Here is a 23,067-nt window from a genome sequence, read left to right on the forward strand (position 1 = left end):
CAATCAGGGGTTTCGGAATTTAATCTTGACGATGACCTACTCTCACATGGGGAAACCCCACACTACCATCGGCGATGCATCGTTTCACTGCTGAGTTCGGGATGGGATCAGGTGGTTCCAATGCTCTATGGTCGTCAAGAAATTCGGGTACTGAGTCGTGACCAGATGGCCTCGCTTCAGCAAATTGGGTATGTAATAGATTTGTGTGTTTCTCTCGAACTTTCGGTTCGTTTCGTCTTCACACACCGCAATCAGGTTCTTCTTACGAAGTTACGAGATTGCTTGGGTGTTATATGGTCAAGCCTCACGGGCAATTAGTATTGGTTAGCTCAACGCCTCACAGCGCTTACACACCCAACCTATCAACGTCGTAGTCTTCGACGGCCCTTCAGGGAACTCAAGGTTCCAGTGAGATCTCATCTTGAGGCAAGTTTCCCGCTTAGATGCTTTCAGCGGTTATCTTTTCCGAACATAGCTACCCGGCAATGCCACTGGCGTGACAACCGGAACACCAGAGGTTCGTCCACTCCGGTCCTCTCGTACTAGGAGCAGCCCCTCTCAAATCTCAAACGTCCACGGCAGATAGGGACCGAACTGTCTCACGACGTTCTAAACCCAGCTCGCGTACCACTTTAAATGGCGAACAGCCATACCCTTGGGACCGGCTTCAGCCCCAGGATGTGATGAGCCGACATCGAGGTGCCAAACACCGCCGTCGATATGAACTCTTGGGCGGTATCAGCCTGTTATCCCCGGAGTACCTTTTATCCGTTGAGCGATGGCCCTTCCATACAGAACCACCGGATCACTAAGACCTACTTTCGTACCTGCTCGACGTGTCTGTCTCGCAGTCAAGCGCGCTTTTGCCTTTATACTCTACGACCGATTTCCGACCGGTCTGAGCGCACCTTCGTACTCCTCCGTTACTCTTTAGGAGGAGACCGCCCCAGTCAAACTACCCACCATACACTGTCCTCGATCCGGATAACGGACCTGAGTTAGAACCTCAAAGTTGCCAGGGTGGTATTTCAAGGTTGGCTCCACGCAGACTGGCGTCCACGCTTCAAAGCCTCCCACCTATCCTACACAAGCAAATTCAAAGTCCAGTGCAAAGCTATAGTAAAGGTTCACGGGGTCTTTCCGTCTAGCCGCGGATACACTGCATCTTCACAGCGATTTCAATTTCACTGAGTCTCGGGTGGAGACAGCGCCGCCATCGTTACGCCATTCGTGCAGGTCGGAACTTACCCGACAAGGAATTTCGCTACCTTAGGACCGTTATAGTTACGGCCGCCGTTTACCGGGGCTTCGATCAAGAGCTTCGCGTTAGCTAACCCCATCAATTAACCTTCCGGCACCGGGCAGGCGTCACACCCTATACGTCCACTTTCGTGTTTGCAGAGTGCTGTGTTTTTAATAAACAGTCGCAGCGGCCTGGTATCTTCGACCGGCATGAGCTTACGGAGCAAGTCCTTCACCCTCACCGGCGCACCTTCTCCCGAAGTTACGGTGCCATTTTGCCTAGTTCCTTCACCCGAGTTCTCTCAAGCGCCTTGGTATTCTCTACCCAACCACCTGTGTCGGTTTGGGGTACGGTTCCTAGTTATCTGAAGCTTAGAAGCTTTTCTTGGAAGCATGGCATCAACCACTTCGTCACCTAAAAGGTAACTCGTCATCAGCTCTCGGCCTTAGAATCCCGGATTTACCTAAGATTCCAGCCTACCACCTTAAACTTGGACAACCAACGCCAAGCTGGCCTAGCCTTCTCCGTCCCTCCATCGCAATAACTAGAAGTACAGGAATATTAACCTGTTTTCCATCGACTACGCTTTTCAGCCTCGCCTTAGGGACCGACTAACCCTGCGTCGATTAACGTTGCGCAGGAAACCTTGGTCTTTCGGCGTGGGTGTTTTTCACACCCATTGTCGTTACTCATGTCAGCATTCGCACTTCTGATACCTCCAGCAAGCTTCTCAACTCACCTTCACAGGCTTACAGAACGCTCCTCTACCGCATCACTTACGTGATACCCGTAGCTTCGGTGTATGGTTTGAGCCCCGTTACATCTTCCGCGCAGGCCGACTCGACTAGTGAGCTATTACGCTTTCTTTAAAGGGTGGCTGCTTCTAAGCCAACCTCCTAGCTGTCTAAGCCTTCCCACATCGTTTCCCACTTAACCATAACTTTGGGACCTTAGCTGACGGTCTGGGTTGTTTCCCTTTTCACGACGGACGTTAGCACCCGCCGTGTGTCTCCCATGCTCGGCACTTGTAGGTATTCGGAGTTTGCATCGGTTTGGTAAGTCGGGATGACCCCCTAGCCGAAACAGTGCTCTACCCCCTACAGTGATACATGAGGCGCTACCTAAATAGCTTTCGAGGAGAACCAGCTATCTCCGAGCTTGATTAGCCTTTCACTCCGATCCACAGGTCATCCGCTAACTTTTCAACGGTAGTCGGTTCGGTCCTCCAGTTAGTGTTACCCAACCTTCAACCTGCCCATGGATAGATCGCCCGGTTTCGGGTCTATTCCCAGCGACTAGACGCCCTATTAAGACTCGCTTTCGCTACGCCTCCCCTATTCGGTTAAGCTCGCCACTGAAAATAAGTCGCTGACCCATTATACAAAAGGTACGCAGTCACAGAACAAAGTCTGCTCCCACTGCTTGTACGCATACGGTTTCAGGATCTATTTCACTCCCCTCTCCGGGGTTCTTTTCGCCTTTCCCTCACGGTACTAGTTCACTATCGGTCAGTCAGTAGTATTTAGCCTTGGAGGATGGTCCCCCCATATTCAGACAAAGTTTCTCGTGCTCCGTCCTACTCGATTTCATGACTAAGAGATTTTCGCGTACAGGGCTATCACCCACTATGGCCGCACTTTCCAGAGCGTTCCGCTAATCTCAAAGCCACTTAAGGGCTAGTCCCCGTTCGCTCGCCACTACTAAGGGAATCTCGGTTGATTTCTTTTCCTCAGGGTACTTAGATGTTTCAGTTCCCCTGGTTCGCTTCTTGCACCTATGTATTCAGTACAAGATACCTAACTTATGTTAGGTGGGTTCCCCCATTCAGACATCTCCGGATCAAAGTCTGTTTGCCGACTCCCCGAAGCTTTTCGCAGGCTACCACGTCTTTCATCGCCTCTGACTGCCAAGGCATCCACCGTATGCGCTTCTTCACTTGACCATATAACCCCAAGCAATCTGGTTATACTGTGAAGACGACATTCGCCGAAAATTCGCGATTAAACTCACAAATTTTACCTTAGCCTGATCCGTTACCAGTGAAAGTAACGCTCAGTCTATCTTTCTATCACATACCCAAATTTTTAAAGAACGATCTAGTCAAAGACTAGAAATCAACATTCACCATCAACTCGATGGAATGCTCATTTCTAAGCTTTATCACAGAAACAGCGTTAAGCAGTAAGTGGTGGAGCCAAACGGGATCGAACCGTTGACCTCCTGCGTGCAAGGCAGGCGCTCTCCCAGCTGAGCTATGGCCCCGTATCGCTACAGGCTTTTCCCACACAAAATTGGTGGGTCTGGGCAGATTCGAACTGCCGACCTCACCCTTATCAGGGGTGCGCTCTAACCAACTGAGCTACAGACCCAATTTCGGGCTGTTTCTATCGTCTTCTTCAATGAATCAAGCAATTCGTGTGGGTGCTTATGGAGCAGCTGATGTCGTCGATTAAGGAGGTGATCCAGCCGCAGGTTCCCCTACGGCTACCTTGTTACGACTTCACCCCAGTCATGAATCACACCGTGGTAACCGTCCTCCCGAAGGTTAGACTAGCTACTTCTGGTGCAACCCACTCCCATGGTGTGACGGGCGGTGTGTACAAGGCCCGGGAACGTATTCACCGCGACATTCTGATTCGCGATTACTAGCGATTCCGACTTCACGCAGTCGAGTTGCAGACTGCGATCCGGACTACGATCGGTTTTGTGGGATTAGCTCCACCTCGCGGCTTGGCAACCCTCTGTACCGACCATTGTAGCACGTGTGTAGCCCAGGCCGTAAGGGCCATGATGACTTGACGTCATCCCCACCTTCCTCCGGTTTGTCACCGGCAGTCTCCTTAGAGTGCCCACCATTACGTGCTGGTAACTAAGGACAAGGGTTGCGCTCGTTACGGGACTTAACCCAACATCTCACGACACGAGCTGACGACAGCCATGCAGCACCTGTCTCAATGTTCCCGAAGGCACCAATCTATCTCTAGAAAGTTCATTGGATGTCAAGGCCTGGTAAGGTTCTTCGCGTTGCTTCGAATTAAACCACATGCTCCACCGCTTGTGCGGGCCCCCGTCAATTCATTTGAGTTTTAACCTTGCGGCCGTACTCCCCAGGCGGTCAACTTAATGCGTTAGCTGCGCCACTAAGAGCTCAAGGCTCCCAACGGCTAGTTGACATCGTTTACGGCGTGGACTACCAGGGTATCTAATCCTGTTTGCTCCCCACGCTTTCGCACCTCAGTGTCAGTATCAGTCCAGGTGGTCGCCTTCGCCACTGGTGTTCCTTCCTATATCTACGCATTTCACCGCTACACAGGAAATTCCACCACCCTCTACCATACTCTAGCTTGCCAGTTTTGGATGCAGTTCCCAGGTTGAGCCCGGGGATTTCACATTCAACTTAACAAACCACCTACGCGCGCTTTACGCCCAGTAATTCCGATTAACGCTTGCACCCTCTGTATTACCGCGGCTGCTGGCACAGAGTTAGCCGGTGCTTATTCTGTCGGTAACGTCAAAACAATCACGTATTAGGTAACTGCCCTTCCTCCCAACTTAAAGTGCTTTACAATCCGAAGACCTTCTTCACACACGCGGCATGGCTGGATCAGGCTTTCGCCCATTGTCCAATATTCCCCACTGCTGCCTCCCGTAGGAGTCTGGACCGTGTCTCAGTTCCAGTGTGACTGATCATCCTCTCAGACCAGTTACGGATCGTAGCCTTGGTGAGCCATTACCTCACCAACTAGCTAATCCGACCTAGGCTCATCTGATAGCGCAAGGCCCGAAGGTCCCCTGCTTTCTCCCGTAGGACGTATGCGGTATTAGCGTCCGTTTCCGAACGTTATCCCCCACTACCAGGCAGATTCCTAGGCATTACTCACCCGTCCGCCGCTCGCCACCAGGTACAAGTACCCGTGCTGCCGCTCGACTTGCATGTGTTAGGCCTGCCGCCAGCGTTCAATCTGAGCCATGATCAAACTCTTCAGTTCAAACATCTTTGGGTTTTTAAGAAACCCTAAACTTGGCTCAGCAATCGTTGGTTACATCTTTGATTTCTCGCGGAGTAACTTGTGATGCTGATAATCTTTTTGACTATCAGTCTGACTCCACAAGCACCCACACGAATTGCTTGATTCAGTTGTTAAAGAGCGGTTGGTTAAGATCTTTCGTCTCAACCGAGGCGCGCATTCTACAGCAGCCTCATTTGCTGTCAAGTGATTATTTTCAGAAGTTTTCGAAGATTTCTTCAACAACTTCAACCACTTGCGCTTCCGATCTCTCGTTAGCGGGAGGCGAATTCTACAGCGTTACTCGCTGTTGTCAACACCTTCTTTTCACCGCTTTCGACCGAGAAGATCGAACCGTTAATAGAGCCAAACAACACCGCTCTATCAACTCCTTCTGGGCTTCGATGATCTGAAGCAACTCGCTGTCGAAAACCGCGTAACTCTTTGTTTACCAAGGAGTTTTCCGTTTCGACTGCGCCGGAAGTGGGGCGAATTATAGACTTCCAGAATCTGCCGTCAAGGGTTAATTACGCTTTTGTTGCAGAAGATGACTTTTTAGCTATTAAGCGGGGTATCCGGCGCGTTACAGGGGGTATGCGCAGCACCAATAACAGCCCCCCTATAAAGGCATAGATCGCCCACTCCTTGAGATCGGCGCGAACGATCCACAGCATATGCAACAGACCCAACCCCAAAATGACGTAGACCAAACGGTGCAACTTCTTCCATCCACTACCGAGCCGACGCTGACTGTAGCGATTTGATGTCACCGCCAACACCAGCAATCCTGCAAAACCCAGGGTGCCGACAATAATGTAAGGCCGCTTGCGCAACTCCACACCCAACTGCGACCAGTCCAGCGCCAGTATAAACAGGGCGTAGGCACTCAAGTGCAGCACCACATAGGCAAAACACCACAAACCCAGTTGCCGTCGCACCGCAATCCAGCCAGCCCACCCCGTCAGCTTTTGCAAAGGGGTCATGCCCAGGGTGATCAACAGCAGAATCAAAGTACCCAGCCCCAGGCGATCAACCAGCACCTTGCCAGGATCCGGCCCCAGCGCCGAGTCTCCCGCCTGGAATAGCCAATACAGCGGCCATACCGCCGCTGCGATAAATACCGCCACGCGCCAGAGCGGATAACGCATCAGTAGTTCGTCCGCAAATCGAGGCCACTATATAAGGAGGCGACCTCATCCGAGTAACCGTTGAACATCTGGGTCTCACGCACATTGGGCTTGAACAGGCCGCTGGGCAGACGCCGTTCCCGCGCCTGGGTCCAGCGCGGGTGGTCGACGGTGGGATTCACGTTCGCATAAAAGCCATACTCATCGGCCGCAATGCTCTGCCAGGTGGTTTTCGGCTGCTCGCTCACCAGACTGATACGCACTATGGATTTGATGCTCTTGAAACCATATTTCCACGGCACCACCAGCCGCAGTGGAGCCCCGTTCTGATTGGGCAGCTCACGCCCGTACATGCCGACGGCGAGGATCGCCAACGGATTCATCGCTTCATCCAGACGCAGGCCCTCTACATAAGGCCAGTCGATCAAGGCGAAACCTGAACGCTGACCGGGCATGCTTTTAGGATCCTGCAGGGTTTCGAAACGAATGAACTTGGCGCTGGCGGTTGGTTCGACCTGCTTGAGCAACGCCGAGATGGGAAAACCGATCCAGGGGATCACCATCGACCAAGCCTCGACACAGCGCAGACGGTAGATGCGCTCCTCCAATGCGTAGGGCTTCATGAAGTCCTCCAGCGCATAGCGACCTGGCTTGGCCACTTCACCGTCGATCACCACACTCCAGGGCTCGGTCTTCAGCGATCCCGCATTAGCCGCCGGATCCCCCTTGTCAGTGCCGAATTCATAGAAGTTGTTGTAGTGGGTCGCATCCTTGAAGGGTGTGATCGCCTCGTCCTTGACCGTCACCGCCTGCCAGTGAGTGGCTGGCAACTTTTCGGCGAACCACGAGGGCACCCTGCCCGCCTCGACATCCGCATAACGCGATGCCTCAGCGGCGCTAGCCCAACGCGGCAGGCCACTGACCGCCAGGCCGGCCATCGCTCCGCCCAGCAGGGTGCGTCGAGAGAAATAGAGGGATTCCGGGGTGACATCCGACTCTTTGCAGTCAGACGCCTTTGGCACTTTGATCAACATGGCAACTCCGCAGGATTGGAGAACTGATGCACCAATAGACTGCGGAGTATGGGGGAAATTACATCACTCGCCGCTTTTATGCCGACGAAGGCGCAACAAGTACTGAACCGGGCCGGAGGCCGCATAGGCGAGGAAAACCAGCAGCAGAATACGCGGCGGGTCGCTGAACACCACCGCAAACACCAGGACCACCGCCAGGATCGCCACAAAAGGCACCCGCCCCCTGAGGTCCAGTTCCTTGAAGCTGTTGTACTTGATGTTGCTGACCATCAGCATGCCGGCCGCCGCAACCAGCAGCGCCACCAGGAACGACATCTTCGAGCCCTGGATCCCGTAGTCGCTGAACGCCCAGACAATCCCCGCCACGACACCCGCCGCTGCCGGACTGGCCAGACCGATGAAGTAACGCTTGTCGGCAGTCCCGACCTGGGTATTGAACCGCGCCAGACGCAACGCCGCCCCAGCCACATAGATGAAGGCAACCATCCACCCGACCTTGCCCATATCGCCCAAGGCCCAGCCAAATGCCAGCAAGGCCGGGGCGACACCGAACGCGACCATGTCAGACAAAGAATCGTATTCGGCGCCAAAGGCGCTCTGGGTATTGGTCATCCGGGCAACGCGACCGTCCAGACCGTCGAGCACCATGGCGACGAAAATCGCAATGGCGGCGAAGGCAAAGTACTTGCTCGCGGCAACGGAGTCGCCCGCACTCATTGCACTTTGCGCACTCATGGAACTGATGATGGAGTAGAACCCCGCGAACAGGTTCGCAGTGGTGAACAGATTCGGCAGCAGATAGATACCACGATGCCGGACTTTACGGCCTTCAGCATCATGCCCTTCTTCGACATGCTCATCGATCGGTAGCAGGCTTTCGGCGTCAGAGGCCTGGTTTGGCTCTTCGGGACGTTCGCTCATGGACATTACCTTGCAACGGTGTGGAAAGTTTCGACAGGTGTCTGCAACAACGGTTCGCATCGCAAACGATGCAGCTTTATACCAGAACCAGCCCCCCAAACGAAAAAACGCGGCCTAGGCCGCGTTTTCCGTGCAAGTTCGCGACTTAGTTTTTGGCTTTGTCGACGATCTTGTTGGCACCGATCCACGGCATCATCGAGCGCAGTTGCTCACCGATGATTTCGATGCCGTGTGCAGCATTGTTGCGACGCTTGGCAGTCATCGAAGGGTAGCCGGTTGCACCTTCGCTGATGAACATCTTCGCGTACTCACCGTCCTGAATGCGTTTCAGGGCGTTGCGCATGGCCTGACGGGATTCGGCGTTGATCACTTCCGGACCGGTCACGTACTCGCCGTACTCGGCGTTGTTGGAGATCGAGTAGTTCATGTTGGCGATACCGCCTTCGTACATGAGGTCGACGATCAGTTTCAGTTCGTGCAGGCACTCGAAGTAGGCCATTTCTGGCGCGTAGCCAGCTTCAACCAGGGTTTCGAAACCGGCCTTGACCAGCTCAACGGTACCGCCGCACAGAACGGCTTGTTCGCCGAACAGGTCGGTTTCAGTCTCATCCTTGAAGGTGGTTTCGATGATGCCGGTACGGCCGCCGCCCACGCCTGCGGCGTAAGACAGTGCAACGTTCTTGGCGTTGCCCGAAGCGTCCTGGTAGATAGCGATCAGGTCAGGAATACCGCCGCCCTTCACGAACTCGGAACGTACGGTGTGGCCCGGAGCTTTCGGCGCGATCATGATCACGTCGAGGTCAGCGCGCGGCACAACCTGGTTGTAGTGGATCGCGAAGCCGTGGGAGAAGGCCAGGGTGGCGCCTTTCTTGATGTTCGGCTCGATTTCGTTCTTGTACAGCGAGGACTGGAACTCGTCCGGGGTCAGGATCATGACCAGGTCGGCAGCAGCAACAGCGGAAGCAACGTCAGTCACTTTCAAACCGTGAGCTTCAGCCTTGGCAACGGTAGCCGAGCCTTTACGCAGGCCGACAGTAACGTCAACGCCAGAGTCTTTCAGGTTGCACGCTTGAGCGTGGCCCTGGGAACCGTAACCAATGATGGCAACTTTCTTGCCCTGGATGATCGACAGGTCGCAGTCTTTATCGTAGAAAACTTTCATGAATTTCCCCTATATATCCAGGCCGTTCAGGCCATTCGCTAATTTGGTTTAGATGCTGAGTACTTTGTCGCCGCGAGCAATGCCGGTTACGCCGCTACGGACGGTTTCCAGAATCGAGGCGGTGCCGATGGACTGAATGAAGCTGTCGAGCTTGTCGCTGGTACCGGTCAATTGAACGGTATACACGCTGGCGCTGACATCTACGATCTGCCCACGGTAAATATCGGTGGTGCGCTTGATCTCGGCGCGCTGGGCGCCGGTGGCCTTGACCTTGACCAGCATCAGTTCACGCTCGATATGAGCGCTCTCCGACAGGTCGACCAACTTGACCACTTCGATCAGTTTGTTCAGGTTCTTGGTGATCTGCTCGATCACCTCATCGTGGCCGACAGTGGTCAGCGTCAGACGCGACAGGGTCGGGTCTTCGGTCGGGGCCACGGTCAGGCTTTCGATGTTGTAGTTACGTTGCGAAAACAGGCCGACTACACGAGACAAAGCACCCGGTTCGTTTTCCAGAAGCAAGGAGATAATGTGCCGCATGATTAAGTACGCTCCGTCTTGCTCAGCCACATATCGCGCATCGAGCCGTCTTTGATCTGCATCGGGTAGACGTGCTCGCTGGTGTCGACCGAAATATCGAGCACCACCAGGCGATCCTTCATGGCAAACGCCTCTTGCATCTTCGACTTCAATTCTTTCGAGTCGCTGATACGCATGCCAACGTGGCCATAGGCCTCAGCCAGCTTGACGAAGTCAGGCAGCGATTCCATGTAGGAATGGGAGTGACGGCTGCCATAGCTCATGTCTTGCCACTGGCGAACCATGCCCAGAACACCGTTGTTCAGGATGACGATTTTGACCGGCAAACCATATTGCAGGCAGGTGGACAGTTCCTGAATGTTCATCTGGATACTGCCCTCGCCTGTCACGCAGACGACGTCGGCATCCGGGAAGCTCAACTTGATGCCCATGGCCGCCGGGAAACCGAAGCCCATGGTGCCCAGGCCGCCGGAGTTGATCCAGCGGTTAGGCTTGTCGAACTTGTAGTACTGCGCCGCGAACATTTGGTGCTGGCCCACGTCGGAAGCAACATAGGCATCGCCCTTGGTCACTTCGCACAGGGTTTCGATCACGGTCTGCGGCTTGATGATGCTGCCGTCACCCTTGTCATAAGGGAACAGGCCACGATCACCGCGCCACTCTTCGATCTGCTTCCACCAACTGGCAACCGTGTCCTTGTTCGGGGTCTCGCCGATTTCCTTGAGTGCCGCGACCATCTCGGTCAAGACGCTCTCTACCGGACCCACGATAGGCACATCGGCCTTGATGGTCTTGGAGATGGAAGCCGGGTCGATATCGACATGGATGATCTTGGCATTCGGGCAGAACTTCGGCGCACCGTTGATAACACGGTCATCGAAGCGCGCACCCACTGCCAGAATCACGTCGGCATGGTGCATGGTCAGGTTGGCGGTGTAGCTGCCGTGCATGCCGAGCATGCCGACGAACTGCCGATCAGTACCCGGATAGGCGCCCAGGCCCATCAAGGTATTGGTCACGGGCAGATTGAGCATCTTGGCCAGCTCGGTCAGCGGTGCGGAACCACCACCGAGGATCACCCCACCGCCTGCGTACAGCACGGGACGCTTGGCCGCCAGGAGCATTTCTGCCGCCTTGCGGATTTGCCCGGAGTGACCGCGGACCGCCGGGCTGTAGGAGCGCAGCTTGGCTTTCTTGGGAAAAACGTATTCGAACTTTTCAGCCGGGTTGGTCATATCTTTAGGGATATCGACCACCACCGGGCCCGGACGACCGGATTGCGCCAGGTAGAAGGCTTTCTTCATGACTTCCGGGATTTCCGAAGCGTGCTTGATCATGAAGCTGTGCTTCACGATCGGCCGGGAGATACCGATCATGTCGGTTTCCTGGAACGCGTCGGTGCCGACCATGGTGCTGGGCACCTGACCGGAGATGATCACCATTGGAATCGAGTCCATATAGGCAGTGGCGATACCGGTGATGGCATTGGTCGCGCCAGGGCCGGAAGTCACCAGTACCACGCCGGCTTTACCGGTGGCACGGGCATAGCCGTCAGCCATATGGGTAGCAGCCTGTTCGTGACGAACCAGGATATGGGTCACTTCCGGTTCTTTGAACAGGGCATCGTAGACATGAAGGAGAGCACCACCTGGGTACCCATAGATATATTTGACGCCTTCGTCACGCAAAAAGCGGACGAGCATCTCACCGCCAGATAAAAGCTCCACGTTGTTCACCTCTAAAACGCCAGAATACCGCCCTCAAAAGGAGGCGGGTCTTAATAGGTTTACTTCTCAGCAGAGCATGAGCGACGGTGGTCGCCGACTACGTCAGCACTGACTGAGCAAGTATTGGGAGCGCCCCAAAGTGTTGCGGGGGCTTCCCACCCAGCGCGAGGTAACGCGTTGCGGGTGTAGCAGGTCGGCGCGGATATGCGCCTCATGATCTGCTGAGTGGGCCTGCTTCTGGCAGTCCCTCTACAGCGGACTTGAGATTCTTCTGTTTCGCCCTCTCCAAGTCAAGACGTCAATGTACTTAATTCGAACTAAGCGCATGAGAACGCAAGAAAAAACCTCAAAACGGCAACTGCGTAAGTCTCAATTGCGCAATCTCTTGCAGGTCTGGGACATCTGCGAACCCGCAAGCCTTGACGAACACCCTTCGCGAGCTGCACGCCATTGAAATCTGACCGGGGAAAATGTGCGCGACTTGAAAGACCAGGAGCCTGAGTCAGGCGTCCGACGCCCAAAGAAAAACCGCCAGTGAAAACTGGCGGTTGAGGTTCAGCGCGTGGCGACGATCAGTTGATCGAACTCTTTGAGCAAGACCTGCAACTGCCGATCCCGGCCTTGCATGTCCCGACTGGCGAAGACCATCTCGGCCATTTCCTGAATGCCCGAGGCATTGGGCAACGGCAGGTCCTGCTCCAGAATCAGTTTCATGCGTGGCAGGAAAATCCACTGCAGCCACTGCTCGAAATCCAGCGTGTCGACGCTGAACGGTTCTTGGCTGGACAAGGCTTCGGCACTGGGCGAAACCTCATCCCACAACCCCAGCAGCCGCAGTTCACGCTCGATCAGCAGCAACTGTTCGGCGATCTCGGGAAAGCGCCCATCCATCAGAGTGCGACCTTGGCTTTTTGACGAGCCAGCGCGGCGCCGGCGGCATCGCCCTGCTTCTCGCGCGCCTGGGCGATCAGCCCCCACAGGCTAGCCTGCAGGGCCGGACGACCGGAAGCCAGGGTCAGTCCACGGCGAGCGAACTGTTCGGCCTGAGGCGCGTCGCCCTGTTCCATGCGCACCTGCGCCAGGCGGTAGAGCACCTGTGGCTCACGTGGGGCTACCCGTTGCGCTCGCTCAAGGCTCGACGAGGCGCCATTCAGGTCACCGCTGGCCTGCTGTTGCTGGGCGGTACTGAGCAAGGCCAGCACCGGACCATCCAACTGCTCGTCCGCCGACAAACCGCCGGCGCTGGCCGACGGGATCGAACTCGACGGCATGTTGTAGGTGCCCTGGTTGATCGGCGCCGAATCAACCGGCCCTGGAATAATCGGACCCGGGGTAATAGGCGATGAGCTGATAGGGGCCGATGTCGTCGCACCGCCTCCTGGCACCATCACCACCACGCCGGAATCCTGCGGGATATTTTGCGACTGCGCCTGAGCCGGACGCTTGATAGTCGTCTGCCGGAAGCCGCCGTTAGCCGAAATCCGCTCACTGTTGGAGACCGCAGTACCGGCATCGACCACCGGGATCGAACCGCGCTGCACACTGGAGCAGCCGTTGAGCAAAGCCAGAGCTGTAATAGCTGGAACCCACCACTTGTTCACGTCAAACCCTCTTCGCTTAGTTCATCCAGCCCTTGATCCAATCCGTCACCGAGTCGCCGGATGCAGGGCTTTCGCCACCGCACGCAGCGCCGGGAGGCGGTTCGCTGCCGCGAATATACGGCATCTGCACCGCTCCCGGACAGTTGGCATCGGAGCCCTGTCCGGTCCGGGAATCGACCCATGCCTGAACCACGTTATCCGGTTGTGGTATATCCAGCGGCAATGGGTCGGCCTTGCGCATAAAACTGGTCCAGACCTGCAGTGCACCGGTAGCACCGGTGAACGGCGTCTTGCCGTTATCGTCACGCCCCAGCCAGACCACGGCCAGCAGATCCTGGCTGAACCCGGCAAACCAACTGTCGCGCGAGTCGTTACTGGTACCGGTCTTGCCCGCCAACGCCAGGGATTTGGGCAGCACGTTATAGACCGAGCTGCCAGTACCTTCACGCATCACCCGCTGCATGGCGCTCTGGATCAGGTAAATCGAACCCGGATCAAAACGCTGCTGGATCTGGAACGGGTAGCGTTTGAGCGGCTCGCCCTCGGCCGTCAGCACGCTGCGGATCCCGCGCATCGGCGTGTTGAAACCGCCGTTGGCCAGGGTCTGGTACATGGTCGCCACTTCCATCGGACTCAACCCGCCCGCCCCCAGCAGCATCGAAGGGAATGCCGGGAATTCGCGGGAAACGCCCAGCCGTGCCAGGGTCTTGAGCACGTTCGGCACGCCGACTTCCAGACCAAGACGGGCGGTCGACAGGTTGTAGGAATGAGCCAGGCCCTGATAGAGGAATACCGTACCGTGGGAGCGGCGATCGTAGTTCTGCGGCTTCCATACCTGGCCGTCCGCGCCCTTGACCGAGAACGCCTCATCGGACAACCAACTGGTCAGGGTGTACTGGCTGGGCTTTTCCAGCGCTGTCAGGTAGACCGCCGGCTTGATCAGCGAGCCGATCGGGCGAACTGCGTCCAGCGCCCGGTTGAAACCGGCAAAGCTGGCCTGGCGGCTGCCAATCATGGCCTGAACCTCTCCGGTTTCCGGGTTGGTCACGACCATCGCGGCTTCGACATCCTCGGACCCCTTGCGCCCTGCCAGGCGCTTGAAGGTGTCGTTGACCGAGGCTTCGGCCTTCATCTGCAGGATCGGGTCGAAGCTGGTGAAAATACGCAGCCCTTCCTCGGTCAAGTCTTCGTCGCGGTAGTCTTCACGCAATTGACGCTTGACCAGGTCGAGGAAGCCCGGGAATGAGCTGTCGGCAAGGCTGCCGCGTTTGGTCACGCCCAGCGGCATCTTCTTCGCTGCTTCAACTTGCTCGGGCGTGGCGACGCCTTGTTGCGCCAGCAGGTCGAGCACCAGGTTGCGCCGTTCAAGCGCGCGCTCCGGATACCGCCGAGGGTTGTAGGCCGAAGGCCCCTTGACCATGCCCACCAGCAAAGCCACCTGGTGCAACTTGAGTTCGGACAGCGGCTGACTGAAGAAGAACTGACTGGCCAGACCGAAACCATGCACCGCGCGCTGACCGTCCTGCCCGACGAAAACCTCGTTGAGGTAGGCCTCGAGAATCTCGCGCTTGTCGTAATGCATCTCAAGCAGCAGGGCCATCATGGCCTCGGTGAGTTTGCGTGACAGGCTGCGCTCGTTGGTCAGGTAAAAGTTCTTTACCAACTGCTGGGTCAAGGTACTACCGCCCTGACGCATCTTTCCGGACGAGGTGTTGACCCAGACCGCCCGGGCAATCGACTTCGGCGAGACGCCAAAGTGATGGTAGAAATCCCGGTCTTCCACGGTCACCAGTGTTTCCAGCAGGTACGGCGGGACCTGATCGATCTTGATCAGGATCCGGTCTTCGAGGTTCTTCGGATACAACCCGCCAATCAGCAAGGGCTCCAGGCGCACCACCGCCAGTTTCGACCCCTTGGCTCCCGCCAGCTCGGCTACATAGTCACCGGAAAATCTCACCCGTACCGGCTGCGCCTGCTCCAGGCCCTCATAGAACTGAAAGCCGCGGGTATTCAAATCCACGACATTGCCATTCACGGCCGCCGCCCCCGGGCCGTTGGCCACGCTTTCGCGGCGATAGCCCAGAGCGTCAAGTTCGGTGAGGAAGTCTTCCTTGCTCAGCTTCTGGCCGACGAACAGTTCCAGCGGCCGGGCGTAGACCTTGGCCGGAATAGTCCAGCGCTTGCCGGAGAATTTCTCCTGGACGATAGCGTCGAGATAAACCGCAAAGCCGGCGAGCACCACCAAGCCGACCAGACTGAGCTTAAGAGCCCAGCCCAGCCAGGGGCGCAGGCCACCAGAGGGACGTTTTTTAGCGGAGCGAGGGGATCGAGTACGAGTCATGGCGGCGGATTATACGCACTTTATTCATACTCAACAGGAGCGTCCTGAGGTTTGCGTCAGCCCCCCGAGCGGCCATAATGACGGCCTTGAATTTTCTCCGTCTCTGAAGGATCGCCTGTGAGCCAGTCCCTGATCGCCGCCCTGCAAAACCCGGCCCTTTATCCACACCCCGTCGACGGGTTCCAGGTCATCGAGACCCACATTTCCTGGGTGCTGCTCACTGGCCCCTTTGCTTATAAAGTGAAGAAACCGGTCAATTTCGGCTTCCTCGACTTCACCGGCCTCGAGGCTCGCGAGCATTTCTGTGGCGAAGAGCTGCGTTTGAATCAGCGCCTGACCGAAGATTTGTACCTTGAAGTGCTGCCGATCACCGGCAGCGCCGAGGCCCCAGAGTTTGGTGGCAGCGGGCCGGTTGTCGACTACGCCCTGAAAATGCGCCAGTTCCCGCAAAGCCAACTGCTCAGCACACTGCAAGCCAACGGCGAACTGACCGCCGCGCATATCGACCAGATGGCCAAGCAGATTGCCCAGTTCCACCTCAACGCACCGCGTGTTCCTGCCGATCACGAAGCTGGCACGCCGGACAGCGTGATGGCACCGGTGCGGCAGAACTTCGAGCAGATCCGCCCTTTCCTCAGCGACAAGGCTGACCTGCAGCAACTGGATGCGTTGCAGGCCTGGGCCGAAAGCAGCTTCGAACGCCTCAAGCCACTGTTCGCCCAGCGCAAGGCTGACGGTTTCATTCGCGAATGCCACGGTGATATCCACCTGGGCAACGCCACCGTGATCGACGGCCAGGTAGTGATCTTCGACTGCATCGAATTCAACGAACCGTTCCGCTTCACCGACGTCTATGCCGATACCGGCTTCCTGGCGATGGACCTTGAAGACCGTGGTCTGAAAAGCCTCGCTCGCCGCTTTATCAGCCAGTACCTGGAGCTGACCGGCGACTATCAAGGCCTGGAGTTGCTGAACTTCTATAAAGCCTACCGTGCCCTGGTCCGGGCCAAGGTCAGCCTGTTCAGCATGCCGGCCGACGCCACTCCGGTGCAGCGTGCCACGACCCTGCGCCAATACCGCAACTACGCCAACCTGGCGGAAAGCTACAGCACCATCCCTTCGCGGTTCATGGCGATCACCTGCGGTGTGTCTGCTGTCGGTAAAAGCCACGTCGCGATGCGCCTGGTCGAGGCCCTGGGCGCAGTGCGCCTGCGTTCCGATGTCGAGCGCAAGCGTCTGTTCGGTGAGCAGCAGGTGCAAAACGACCCGAACGCCGGCATTTACAGCAGCGACGCCAGTGCTGCGACTTACACACGCCTGCACGAAATCGCCGACATCATCCTGCGGGCCGGTTTTCCGGTGGTCATTGATGCCACTTACCTCAAACGTGCGCAACGCGATGCGGCTGCCCAGGTGGCCGAAGCCACTGGCGCGCCCTGCCTGATCATCGACTGCAATGCTCCACCCGCGGTCATCGCCAGCTGGTTGGCGCAGCGTCAGGCGGATCAAAACGACCCATCGGATGCCAACCTGGCCGTCATCGAAGCTCAGCAGGCCAATCGCGAACCGCTGAGCGCCGAAGAGGTACTGCGCAGCAAGCGCGTGGAAACCAATGAAAGCGGAAGCCTCGACGCGCTGGTGGCTAATATTCGCCAGCGTCTGCCAGGCCTGTAAGCAACTATTTCAGCCGCGAAGAGGGAAAGACTTCGCGGCTGAAAAACAGTGGCACTATAATGGCGTCATAAATCCAACAGGTGACGTTGCCATGAGCCAACCAAAGCTTCTCGACACCCCGCTGTACGCCCTGCTGCACAAAGATGACATCACCGGATTCAACCGCGAACGCCCAACGGACCAGCCGATCGACATGCGTGGCGGCGATTTTCGTGGCCTCGACCTGCGCGATCTGAACGCCGAGGGTATCGACTTCACCGACGCCTATTTCCGCTCCGCCGATTTGCGCGGCCTGGATTTGCGCAGTTCGGCCATGGAAGGCGCGAGCCTGTCCCATGCGCAGATCTCCGGGACCTACTTTCCTCCGGAACTGACGGCAGATGAAATTCTCATGTCGGTCAATTTCGGCACCCGTCTGCGTTATCGCACCAAGTAACAACCTGCTGCTACAGGTCCGGCGCCCCAGGATTTGCGCTGGACTCCTCGCGTTGCCTCTTCTTTTGCTCCCTCCAAATGCCCCACCGAGCGCCCCGCAGCGTCCGGCTTAGAAGCATTTGCGTTGAAACCGACCAAAGAACAGCGCTTTTCCTACTGAGCGCTACACTCCTCTGAGACTTGCCCACGCACCATTCGGCCGTCGCAAGGAGGCTTGATGAATGATGAACTGCAACATCTGAAAAACCTTGGCAAGACGTCCGCACAATGGCTGCATGCAGTGGGTATCCATAGTGCGTCGGACTTGCGTCGCCTGGGCGCGGTGGATGCTTACAGGGCTGTACGCACCCGCGGCTTTCGTGCCTCGAAAGTTCTGCTGTATGCCATTGAAGGTGCATTGATGGATGTGCATTGGAACGACATTCCGGCCGAGCGCAAAGAAGCGCTGAACCGGCAGCTGGAAGCGATTTCCGCGCGCCATCAGAACTGACCTCGCGAGGGGGCTGCATGTACTTACTGGGGGAACAACCGGCGTATGCCGACAGCCTGATCAATCGACTGCAAAGTATCCCGACACAGCTGCTGGAAGGCCTGGCTCCGGCAGGCGATCACGTGCTGATCGACGCCGTCCAGGACCTCTCCAGTGTGCTTGCGGGACATCAGTTGTTCCTGCTCGAAAGTGGCCAGGTGCAGGTCAGCATCGACCAGCGCCCGCTGTTCTATCTGCATGAGGGTGACCTGCTTGGGCTACGGCGCGGCAGTGAGCAGCCGGCCTGGCATTTGCGCTGCGAGACCGAGTTGAGCCTGATTCCGTACCTGCGTTCGGCGGTGTTCCAGCATATCTACGCCGACGAGCAGCGCGCCGAACTGTTCCTGCAATACCTGCTTGGCCAGACTGCCCTGCTCGCGGACGCGGTGGCGCGGCTGAAACCACCGGAGTTTCGCAGCAGCAACGGCTTCAGGCGGGTGGACGCTGGCGAGGTGCTGATCCATCAGGGCGATGAGGCCGACCATGTGTTCGTGATCATCGAAGGCCATGCGCAGGCCTATGTCGACGGTCACAACGTCGGTGAAGTACCCAAAGATGAAATCTTCGGTGCGATGGCGGTATTCACCGGCGAAAAACGCAGCGCCAGCGTGATTGCCAGCGAGCCCAGCACCGTGATGCTGATTCCCAAGGAGCAGTTTCTCAGCCTGACCATGAGCAATCCGCGCATCGCCCACAGCCTTATCGAGAGCATGGCGCGGCGCATCGACCTGCTGAACAAGGAAGTCACCCGGCTGCACGCCCTGAGCAACCGAGCCTGAGACCACTGTTTACGGGCATCCAAACGAGCGTTTGGCAGAAATCAAAGAAACTTGAAAAACCTTTGTTGACATAGAAATGAGAATCGTTATGATTATCACAACTGGTCGCGAGATCAGTCGATAACCTGGAAGACCAGTGGTTCGGACTCTCAGATTATCTCCTCATCAGGCTAATCACGGTTATTTGACCCGGCTCTTGCCGGGTCTTTTTTTGCCTGTGGAAAAGTGCCTGGTAACAACGCCTGAGTTTTATTTGCGCAAGGGCGCGCAGTCATCCTGATCCGGCATCCGTGCGGTGTACCAGACGTAATCGGCGCTGTCGGCAGCCACCGATGCCCCCTGCTGGGCAAGAATCAGCACCGCCGTGCCCTGGGCCGCGCCGAGATCGGCCAGGTGCACCGGCACTCCCACATCCTTGCGGGCGTGGTAAGCCCCCGTGAAAAACAGTGCTGGAACCGGCGCCGCCAATAAACGTTCGGCCATGCGCCGGTCGCGCTGCTGCTGGACCGCCAACATGGCTGGCACCTGGCTCTCGGGCAACAAACCGCAATGCGCATCGCGAATTTGGGTCTGCAAAAGGTTCTTGACCGCCTGGGAGTTGGCATGGACGCCACTCAGAACCGGAGGCTGCGCATAAATACGGCGAATTTCGCTGGCGTCCAGGTTGGCCGCCAGCAGTGGATAAGGCTGCGCCAGGGCGAAGCGCACAATCGGCCCATACAAGGCCCAATCCCAGCCCGGCTGCCAGGCCAGCGCCGCCGGCAAATCCTCGGGCCAACCCTGGGACTTCAATTGCTGACGCACTGTATCGACCCGCGATTGCTGCTGCGCAACCAACATCTCCAGCAACAGGCTGCCTTGCGGGCGTTGGCTGGCCAGTGCCCGCATCAGCCACAGCTGCAGGACATGGTGATCGGCATTGTCGTGCTGCTCGCCGACAATCACCCGGGGCGCCTGGGCCAGTCGCTCGACCAGCTCTGCAGTCGACAGTGACCGTCCGCTGCGCAACTCAATAATCTCGCTGGCCCGTTGCGCCTTAGGTAACGGCGGCAGCGCCACGCCTTGGCACCCCGCAACCAGCAGTACCGCGAGTAACCCTATCAGCCCGCGCATGGATCGCTCTCCGCAAATGGCTCAACGAGCAATGATCAGGGGATGACCGCGCTCCGGATGCGCCTGCACCAGCACCTCCAGGCCAAACACCGCCTTGAGCGGCTCGGGGCGCAGGACCTGCTCCGGAGTGTCCAGCGCATGGGGACTGCCCCCCTGAAGCAGCAGCACCCGGTCACAATAGCGCGCGGCCAGGTTCAGATCATGCAGGATCACCAGCACCGCGACCCCACGATCGGCAAATGCCCGAATTGCCTGCAAGGTGATGTGCTGGTGCAAGGGATCAAGGGCCGAGGTGGGCTCATCGAGCAATAACGTCTGCCCCACCTCCCCTGGCCATAGCTGAGCCAACACCCGCGCCAGGTGAACACGCTGGCGCTCACCGCCAGACAGCGCGAGGTAGCTGCGCCCTTGCAAATGGGCGGCGTCTGCCGCTTGCAGGGCCTCAAGGACGATTTCGTCATCCCGGACCCGCCCGCTCTGGTGCGGCAAGCGCCCCATCCCTACGACCTCTTCCACACGAAAGGCAAAATCCAGCGTTGAGTGTTGAGGCAAAACCGCCAGCCGCTGGGCCCGTTGTGCGCCTCCCCATTGCGCCAGTTCGCGCTGATCGAGGAGGACCTGGCCCTGATCGGGCTGCAACTCACCACACAACGCCCCCAGCAAGGTGCTCTTGCCCGCGCCATTGGGGCCCAGTACGCCAAGCACTTCACCCGGCTTGAGCTCAAGGTCGATGGCCGTCAGCACCGCTTTTTTGCCGCGCAGGACATGCAGGTTGTGTACGCACAACATCAGGCACGCCCTCGCAATAGCAAATACAAAAAGAACGGTGCGCCAATGAAGGCGGTGACAATACCGATGGGCAACTCGGCCGGCGCCAGGGCCAGGCGCGCCACCAGGTCCGCCAGCAGCAACAGGCTGGCGCCCGCCAGGATCGAAGCAGGCAACAAAGTCCGATGATCTGGGCCCGCCAGCAGACGTATCAGGTGCGGCACCACCAGCCCGACGAAGCCGATCATCCCGGCGGCGGCAACTGCCGCGCCGACCCCCAGCGCAGTACAGAACACCAGTTCACGCTTGAGCCGCTCGACATCGATGCCCAGGTGACTGGCTTCCGACTCCCCCAGCAACAGGGCATTCAGCGCCCGAGCGCGGCGCGGCAACCACAACGCCACGCCCGCGCTCACCAGCACCAAGGGCCACAAGCGCGAGTAACTGGCGCCATTGAGGCTGCCCAGGTTCCAGAACGTCAGGGTGCGCAAGGTGGCGTCGTCCGCCAGATAAGTGAACAGCCCCACCGCGGAGCTCGCCAGGGCAGTCAGCGCGATGCCCGCAAGGAGCATGGTCGCTACGTTGGTCTGGCCATTACGCCGCCCCAGGCGATATACCAGTGCGGTCACTCCCAAGCCGCCAAGAAACGCGCACAACGACAGCAAATAAGGTCCAACGGCCTCCGGCAATCCACCAAACAGGGAGCCGCCGACAATCGCCAGCGCCGCGCCCAAGGCTGCGCCGCTGGAGACCCCCACCAGCCCGGGATCGGCCAGCGGGTTGCGAAACAGGCCTTGCATCGCCACCCCGGACAACGCCAGCACCCCGCCCACGGCCAGGCCTAGCAAGGTACGCGGCAGGCGGATCTGCCCAAGGATCAGTTCGGCCTGCTCCAGGCCCTGGCCGTCGATCGGCAGCCCGAGCATGCGCAAGGCCGCCCGCAGAGTATCCAGCAGAGGCAGGCTGACCGGCCCCAGGGCCAGGGACAGCCAGATCGCCAGCAGGCAGAGACAACTCAGGCCGATAAATAAACTACGAGGTTTGACCAGAGGCTTCATGGAGCGGAGTTCGCCGCACTCGCTGCATCAGGGTAGAAGGTCGCCGACAGCACCTTGAGGCTTTGCGGCAGGCGCGGCCCCAATCCACCCACGAGGAGCGTTGGATCCAGCTCAACCACGCGTCCAGACTTGGCTGCCGCGGTGGAGGCCAGAATCGGGTTTTCCTTGAACAAGGCCGCGCGCGCCGCATCACCGGTCAAGCTGCGGTCGGCAAACACCAGTACATCCGGGCTGAGACTGGCCAGCGATTCCACCGAAAAGGGTTTGTAACCGCTGTGGGTCGCTAAGTTACGGCCGCCCGCCTGGCGTAATACCCAATCAGCCGCCGTGTCCTTGCCCGCGATCAGCGGCTTGCCACCGGCATGCCCGAGCAACAACAGCACACCCGGGGCCGCATGCTTGGCCTGGGCCTGGCTGACGCTGGCCTGCTGTTGCTCAAGCTGCCGCTGATAACCCTGGAACAATTGCGCGGCCTGGGCCTCGTTACCCAGCAGTTGGCCCAGATGCTCTAGCGTGTGCTGCAGCGTCGGCAGATCAGCCTGGGCCGAGAACAATTCGACCTGCACCCCAGCGCTGCGAACCTGCGACAGCACGGGTGGCGGCCCCATTTCCTCGGTGCCGACCAAAATCTGCGGACGCAGGCTCAAGATGCCCTCGGCGGACAACTGACGCTGATAACCAATACTCGGCAGCGTCTTGAGCGACTCCGGATGCTGGCTGGTGGTGTCGACACCGACCAGCTTCGATTCGGCTCCCAGCGCACTGACCCACTCGGACAATGCACCGCCGGCACTCACCCAACGTTGTGGCAAATCGGCCGCGTTGGCATGGCCGGCCAGCATTGCGATACAGAGCGCGATTGCGCTGGCACTCATGCGCATAAAAGCATTTCCTATAGAAGATTGAGCCGATGACACCGCCGTCCATGTGACATGCCCTGCAACCCGGGCATCGAAATGAGCAAGCGCCGCAAACGGGCGAAGCAGCTATTTGATAATTGTTTGCATT

At 57.9% G+C, this 23,067-nt stretch carries 17 protein-coding genes, 2 tRNA genes and 3 rRNA genes; 4 read left to right on the forward strand and 18 right to left on the reverse strand.

Features of this window, described 5'->3' with window-relative positions; genetic code table 11:
- Nucleotides 1-23 precede the first annotated feature (23 nt).
- From rrf to mrcB, 14 genes are all read right to left on the reverse strand, one after another.
- Nucleotides 24-139 (reverse strand): 5S ribosomal RNA (gene rrf / locus JFU57_RS02530).
- Nucleotides 140-293: 154 nt separating this feature from the next.
- Nucleotides 294-3,185: ribosomal RNA gene (locus tag JFU57_RS02535) — 23S ribosomal RNA — on the reverse strand.
- 244 nt (nucleotides 3,186-3,429) lie between these two features.
- A tRNA-Ala gene (locus tag JFU57_RS02540) sits at nucleotides 3,430-3,505 on the reverse strand.
- 30 nt (nucleotides 3,506-3,535) lie between these two features.
- Nucleotides 3,536-3,612, reverse strand: a tRNA-Ile gene (locus JFU57_RS02545).
- Nucleotides 3,613-3,693: 81 nt separating this feature from the next.
- A 16S ribosomal RNA gene (locus JFU57_RS02550) occupies nucleotides 3,694-5,232 on the reverse strand.
- The 16S, 23S and 5S rRNA genes sit together here with 2 tRNA genes alongside, the layout of an rRNA operon.
- A 545-nt stretch (nucleotides 5,233-5,777) precedes the next feature.
- Complete coding sequence (msrQ, locus tag JFU57_RS02555; RefSeq protein ID WP_201127994.1) at nucleotides 5,778-6,398, reverse strand: protein-methionine-sulfoxide reductase heme-binding subunit MsrQ; 621 nt, start codon at nucleotides 6,396-6,398, stop codon at nucleotides 5,778-5,780.
- A complete protein-coding gene (gene msrP / locus JFU57_RS02560; protein ID WP_201127997.1) occupies nucleotides 6,398-7,411 on the reverse strand; it encodes a protein-methionine-sulfoxide reductase catalytic subunit MsrP in 1,014 nt (337 codons plus the stop codon). Before msrP ends, msrQ begins: the two co-directional genes overlap by 1 nt.
- Nucleotides 7,412-7,474: 63 nt before the next feature.
- Nucleotides 7,475-8,332 carry a CDP-diacylglycerol--serine O-phosphatidyltransferase gene (gene pssA / locus JFU57_RS02565; protein WP_020296511.1) on the reverse strand — a complete coding sequence of 286 codons (858 nt, stop codon included), beginning with the start codon at nucleotides 8,330-8,332 and terminating at the stop codon, nucleotides 7,475-7,477.
- 145 nt (nucleotides 8,333-8,477) lie between these two features.
- Nucleotides 8,478-9,494, reverse strand: coding sequence for a ketol-acid reductoisomerase (gene ilvC / locus JFU57_RS02570; protein WP_003228216.1), 1,017 nt, complete (start codon nucleotides 9,492-9,494; stop codon nucleotides 8,478-8,480).
- Between the two features lie 48 nt (nucleotides 9,495-9,542).
- Nucleotides 9,543-10,034, reverse strand: a complete 492-nt coding sequence (gene ilvN, locus JFU57_RS02575) for an acetolactate synthase small subunit (RefSeq protein WP_003176102.1) — start codon at nucleotides 10,032-10,034, stop codon at nucleotides 9,543-9,545.
- 2 nt (nucleotides 10,035-10,036) lie between these two features.
- The gene (locus JFU57_RS02580; protein ID WP_201127999.1) at nucleotides 10,037-11,761 is read right to left on the reverse strand and encodes an acetolactate synthase 3 large subunit; all 1,725 of its coding nucleotides are present in this window, start codon (nucleotides 11,759-11,761) and stop codon (nucleotides 10,037-10,039) included.
- A gap of 555 nt (nucleotides 11,762-12,316) precedes the next feature.
- Nucleotides 12,317-12,652: a YqcC family protein gene (locus tag JFU57_RS02585; RefSeq protein WP_020296509.1), complete on the reverse strand. Its 336-nt coding sequence runs from the start codon at nucleotides 12,650-12,652 to the stop codon at nucleotides 12,317-12,319.
- Nucleotides 12,652-13,362 carry a tetratricopeptide repeat protein gene (locus tag JFU57_RS02590; protein WP_078471811.1) on the reverse strand — a complete coding sequence of 237 codons (711 nt, stop codon included), beginning with the start codon at nucleotides 13,360-13,362 and terminating at the stop codon, nucleotides 12,652-12,654. Before JFU57_RS02590 ends, JFU57_RS02585 begins: the two co-directional genes overlap by 1 nt.
- 16 nt (nucleotides 13,363-13,378) lie before the next feature.
- On the reverse strand, nucleotides 13,379-15,703 hold the full coding sequence (mrcB, locus tag JFU57_RS02595) for a penicillin-binding protein 1B (RefSeq protein WP_201128005.1): 2,325 nt from the start codon (nucleotides 15,701-15,703) through the stop codon (nucleotides 13,379-13,381).
- A 117-nt stretch (nucleotides 15,704-15,820) separates the two neighbouring features.
- Between mrcB and JFU57_RS02600 the strand changes: the two genes are divergently transcribed.
- From JFU57_RS02600 to JFU57_RS02615, 4 genes are all read left to right on the forward strand, one after another.
- Nucleotides 15,821-17,377, forward strand: a complete 1,557-nt coding sequence (locus JFU57_RS02600) for an AAA family ATPase (protein WP_201128006.1) — start codon at nucleotides 15,821-15,823, stop codon at nucleotides 17,375-17,377.
- A 91-nt stretch (nucleotides 17,378-17,468) separates the two neighbouring features.
- Nucleotides 17,469-17,813, forward strand: coding sequence for a pentapeptide repeat-containing protein (locus JFU57_RS02605; RefSeq protein ID WP_078471807.1), 345 nt, complete (start codon nucleotides 17,469-17,471; stop codon nucleotides 17,811-17,813).
- A gap of 216 nt (nucleotides 17,814-18,029) precedes the next feature.
- Nucleotides 18,030-18,302 (forward strand): TfoX/Sxy family protein, encoded by a 273-nt coding sequence (locus JFU57_RS02610; RefSeq protein WP_020296504.1) that lies wholly within the window; start codon nucleotides 18,030-18,032, stop codon nucleotides 18,300-18,302.
- A 17-nt stretch (nucleotides 18,303-18,319) separates the two neighbouring features.
- Nucleotides 18,320-19,120 (forward strand): Crp/Fnr family transcriptional regulator, encoded by an 801-nt coding sequence (locus JFU57_RS02615; protein WP_201128007.1) that lies wholly within the window; start codon nucleotides 18,320-18,322, stop codon nucleotides 19,118-19,120.
- Nucleotides 19,121-19,369: 249 nt separating this feature from the next.
- On the opposite strand, the gene JFU57_RS02620 is transcribed toward JFU57_RS02615, so the two are convergent.
- From JFU57_RS02620 to JFU57_RS02635, 4 genes are read right to left on the reverse strand one after another with little or no spacing between them, the layout of a single operon-like run.
- A complete protein-coding gene (locus JFU57_RS02620; RefSeq protein ID WP_201128012.1) occupies nucleotides 19,370-20,233 on the reverse strand; it encodes a ChaN family lipoprotein in 864 nt (287 codons plus the stop codon).
- 21 nt (nucleotides 20,234-20,254) lie between these two features.
- Nucleotides 20,255-21,022, reverse strand: a complete 768-nt coding sequence (locus JFU57_RS02625; RefSeq protein WP_201128014.1) for a heme ABC transporter ATP-binding protein — start codon at nucleotides 21,020-21,022, stop codon at nucleotides 20,255-20,257.
- Nucleotides 21,022-22,005, reverse strand: coding sequence for a FecCD family ABC transporter permease (locus JFU57_RS02630; RefSeq protein ID WP_178102972.1), 984 nt, complete (start codon nucleotides 22,003-22,005; stop codon nucleotides 21,022-21,024). The genes JFU57_RS02625 and JFU57_RS02630 overlap by 1 nt, the downstream gene beginning before the upstream one ends.
- A gap of 50 nt (nucleotides 22,006-22,055) precedes the next feature.
- Nucleotides 22,056-22,940, reverse strand: a complete 885-nt coding sequence (locus JFU57_RS02635; protein ID WP_201128016.1) for a heme/hemin ABC transporter substrate-binding protein — start codon at nucleotides 22,938-22,940, stop codon at nucleotides 22,056-22,058.
- Between the last annotated feature and the right edge of the window lie 127 nt (nucleotides 22,941-23,067).

It is taken from the genome of Pseudomonas sp. TH07 (genome assembly GCF_016651285.1).
In the GTDB taxonomy this organism is placed as follows: Bacteria; Pseudomonadota; Gammaproteobacteria; order Pseudomonadales; family Pseudomonadaceae; genus Aquipseudomonas.